This is a genomic window from Alphaproteobacteria bacterium, from assembly GCA_030740435.1.
Lineage (GTDB): Bacteria > Pseudomonadota > Alphaproteobacteria > UBA2966 > UBA2966.
The window spans coordinates 1-3262 of sequence record JASLXG010000100.1 but is presented as its reverse complement, the minus strand read 5'-3'; the positions used below and the strand labels follow the sequence as shown (position 1 = coordinate 3262).

Genomic DNA, 3262 nt, shown 5'->3' with positions numbered 1-3262 from the left:
CGCTCGAGCTTTTCGTGGCCCAAGGCTATCGCCAGACCCCGGTCGAGCAAATCGGCCGCGCAGTGGGCCTGACCAAGGGCGCCGTGTTCTTCTATTTCGGCAGCAAAGCGGGGCTGCTCCGGCACCTGCTCGATGGCGTCGAGGTGGCCGTGGTCGATGGCCTCGAGCAAAACCTGGCGGCCGCCGGCGATGACGCCCGCGACCAGCTTGTGGCCTTCATCCACAGCCAGGCCCGGCTCGGCGTCGAGCACTGGCGCGAGGTGCTGCTGCTGATCCTGATGTCGCTTGAATTCGCCGGCCAGGGCGAACTGGGCGAGCGCATCGCCACCATCTACCGCCGCCTCTACGACCAGGTCGAGGCCATCATCGCCCGGGGCCGGGCCCAGGGCACGTTTCGCGACGACTGCGGCGCCCGCGAACAGGCCGCCGTGGTTATGGCCGGCCACGACGGGATTTTTCTCGAATGGCACCGGCGCCAGGATGAGCTGCAGGGCCGCGAGCTGGTGCGGGCGCTGCGCCGCACCATGCAGGCCGGACTGTTGAAGGAGGGGGCCCAGTGAGCCAGCCGGCAACGCCGTCCGCCGACGTCGTCGGCCGCGGCTTTCGCGATGGCGCCCGGCTTTTTCGCCGCTGGTTCGCCGACTTGGGCCAAGCCGCCCAGGCCCAGGGCCAGGCCGCTTACGTCTTCGTCATCGGCTCCATGAACGAAATCCTCATGAGCTTCGACCTGCCCATCGTCTTTCCCGAGGTCAACGCGCTGCAGACCGCCATCCGCGGGGTGTCCGGCGATTACCTCAACGAGGCCGAGGATTATGGCTACTCGCCCGACGTCTGCGGCTACGTCAAGGCCGACGTGGCGCTGCAACTGCGCGGTGGCGACCACCCCATGGGCACCATCCCCAAGCCCACCATCGCCATCGCCAGCAACGGCTGCAACACCTACATCAAGTGGGCCGAGATCTGGGAGCGCTTCTACCAGATACCCGTCTTCACCTTCGACATCCCCGGCACCCGCGCCGCCGGTACCCAGAGCCAACCGGGCGACGAGGATTTCGCCTACGAGCAGCGCTACGTGGCCGGCCAGCTGCGCGAGCTGATAGCGCTATGCCAAGAGGTCACAGGCCAGAAGTTCGACATCGACCGCTTTCGCCAACACCTGGGCCACGCCAACCTGTTGAGCCAGGCCTACAAGCAGGTACTGGAGCTCAACCGGAGCCGGCCGGCCGTCTTCAACGCCCTCACCGACGGCACGGTATACCTGGGCGTGGCCAACAGTTTTCGCGGCTCGGCCGAGGGCGCCGCCTACTTCCAGGACCTGCTGGAAGAGTTGCGCTACAAAGTCGACCAGGGCCTCGGTGCCACCGGCACGTCCGCTGACGAGCACTACCGCTTGGCCCTGATCGGGGCGCCTTGTTACCCGATCTTTCGCCGCTTCAACGACCTCTTCCAGAACCGGGGCGGTGTCTTCGTGGCCTCGACCTACACCTGGTACGCCGCTGGCGGCGCCCCCATCGGATTCGAATACGACCTCGCCGATCCCCTCGAGAGCTATGCCCAGGGCGTGCTGCTGATGGGCCGCCAGGCCATGGACAGCATGTTCCACCGAGCCATGGATATCGAAACCCGGGCCGGCGAGTTCGCGCTCGACGGCATCGTCTACCACCCCATCAAGAGCTGCCGCACGGTCTCGACGGGGCTGGCCGACCGGCGCCACTTCGCGGCCGAGCATCTCGGCCTCTCGACGCTCTACATGGAATCCGACCTGATGGACCCGCGCGTCGTCTCGGAAGCCCAAATGCGCACCCGCGTCGATGCCTTCTTCGAAGGCCTGGAGCAACGCCGCCGCGCGGGCTAGGCCGAGCAGTAGCCGCTTTCCAGCTCGGCCACGATTTCGGCCGCTGTTGCCACGCCCTTGGTGCGGCCGACGCCCTGGCCGGCGCTCCAGACGTCCTTCCAGGCCTTCATGGCCGAGGTTTCCTTGACCACGTCGAAGCCCTCGCCGTCGTGGCTCTTGCTGTAGCCCGAGAGTTCCAGACTCCTTCGCATGAAGTTGGCGTCGATGCCGGTGACGGCGTCGGTCAGCTCGATGTCGTCGGCGCCGCTTTCGATCAGCATCTGGCGGTTCTCGTCCGAGGCCTGGCTTTCGCTGGCGGCAATGAAGCGGGTGCCGATGTAGGCGAAGTCGGCGCCGATGGTCTCGATGGCCCGGATGGCGCGTCCGTCGCCGATGCAGCCGGCCACCACCAGCGGCCCGTCGTAGAATTCGCGCACCTCGGGCACGAAGGCGAAGGGGTTCAGCCAGCCGGTGTTGCCGCCGGCGCCGGCGCACAACAGGATCAGGCCGTCGACGCCGACCTCGATGGCCTGGCGGGCGTGCTTGAGGCTGGCCACGTCGGCCAGCACCAGGCCGCCATAGGCGTGGATGGGCTCGACCACCGCGGCCGGGCTGCCGACGCTGGCGATGACCAGGGGAATCTCGTGCTCGACCACCACCGCCAGGTCGTCCTCGCGGCGCGGGTTGGTGCGGTGGACGACCAGGTTGGCGGCCGGGGCCGCCGATCCTGGAGCCGCCGCCAGTTCGCCGTCGATGCGCGTCAGCCAGGCGTCCAGGTCTTCCGGCGAACGCGCGTTGACCGTGGGGAAGGAGCCGATGACGCCGGCCTGGCAGCAGGCAATGACCAACTCGGGCCCCGATACCAGGAACATGGGCGCCGCGATCACCGGCAGCCGCATGCTCTCGCGCCAGGCCCTCAGGTCCGAATCCCGTTTAGCTTTGTCCGTCACCGATACTCTCCCGTTTGTGCCGGCGCAGCATACAGGCGCGGCGCTTTTTCGACTACACTGCTGGCGCCATGACAGGCGCGGCGTGGGATGCGCAGGCGCGGCGTGGCTAGAGGAAGGAGGGGGCATGAACGACGCCATAATCCCTGGATCCAGATCCCCGCGCGGCCCGGTCGGTGTCGCCGTCCCCCTGGTGGATGGGCCCGACAAGGTGCTGGGGAGAGCGCTCTATACGGCCGACCTCCATGATCCCGAGGCGCTGCATGCGGCGGTGCTGCGAAGCCCCAGCGCGCATGCCGAAATCGTCACCCTCGACGTGGCCGCGGCGCGGGCACTCCCGGGCGTTCACGCCGTGATAACCGGCGAGGTCAGCGACCAGGGCTTCGGCATTCTGCCCATCGCGCGTTTCGAGCTGCCGCTGGCGCGCCACAAGGTGCGTTACTGCGGCGAGCCGGTGGCGGCGGTGGCGGCCGAGACGCCG

At 68.1% G+C, this 3262-nt stretch carries 4 protein-coding genes; 3 read left to right on the top strand and 1 reads right to left on the bottom strand.

Annotated features, from left to right (window positions below; all coding sequences use genetic code 11):
• The coding region (locus tag QGG75_11605) for a TetR/AcrR family transcriptional regulator (protein ID MDP6067877.1) at positions 1–560 on the top strand (560 nt) is incomplete at its 5' end.
• Entirely contained in the window at positions 557–1855 is a 1299-nt protein-coding gene (locus QGG75_11600) for a 2-hydroxyacyl-CoA dehydratase family protein (GenBank protein ID MDP6067876.1), read from the top strand. The genes QGG75_11605 and QGG75_11600, both read left to right, overlap by 4 nt.
• Here QGG75_11600 and QGG75_11595 read toward each other — a convergent pair.
• Positions 1852–2784 (bottom strand): nitronate monooxygenase, encoded by a 933-nt coding sequence (locus QGG75_11595; GenBank protein MDP6067875.1) that lies wholly within the window; start codon positions 2782–2784, stop codon positions 1852–1854. The two genes, QGG75_11600 and QGG75_11595, sit on opposite strands and share 4 nt — an antisense overlap.
• Before the next feature lie 124 nt (positions 2785–2908).
• Here QGG75_11595 and QGG75_11590 point away from each other — a divergent pair.
• Positions 2909–3262 (top strand): 4-hydroxybenzoyl-CoA reductase subunit alpha (locus tag QGG75_11590; protein ID MDP6067874.1); only part of this gene is annotated, 354 nt, incomplete at its 3' end.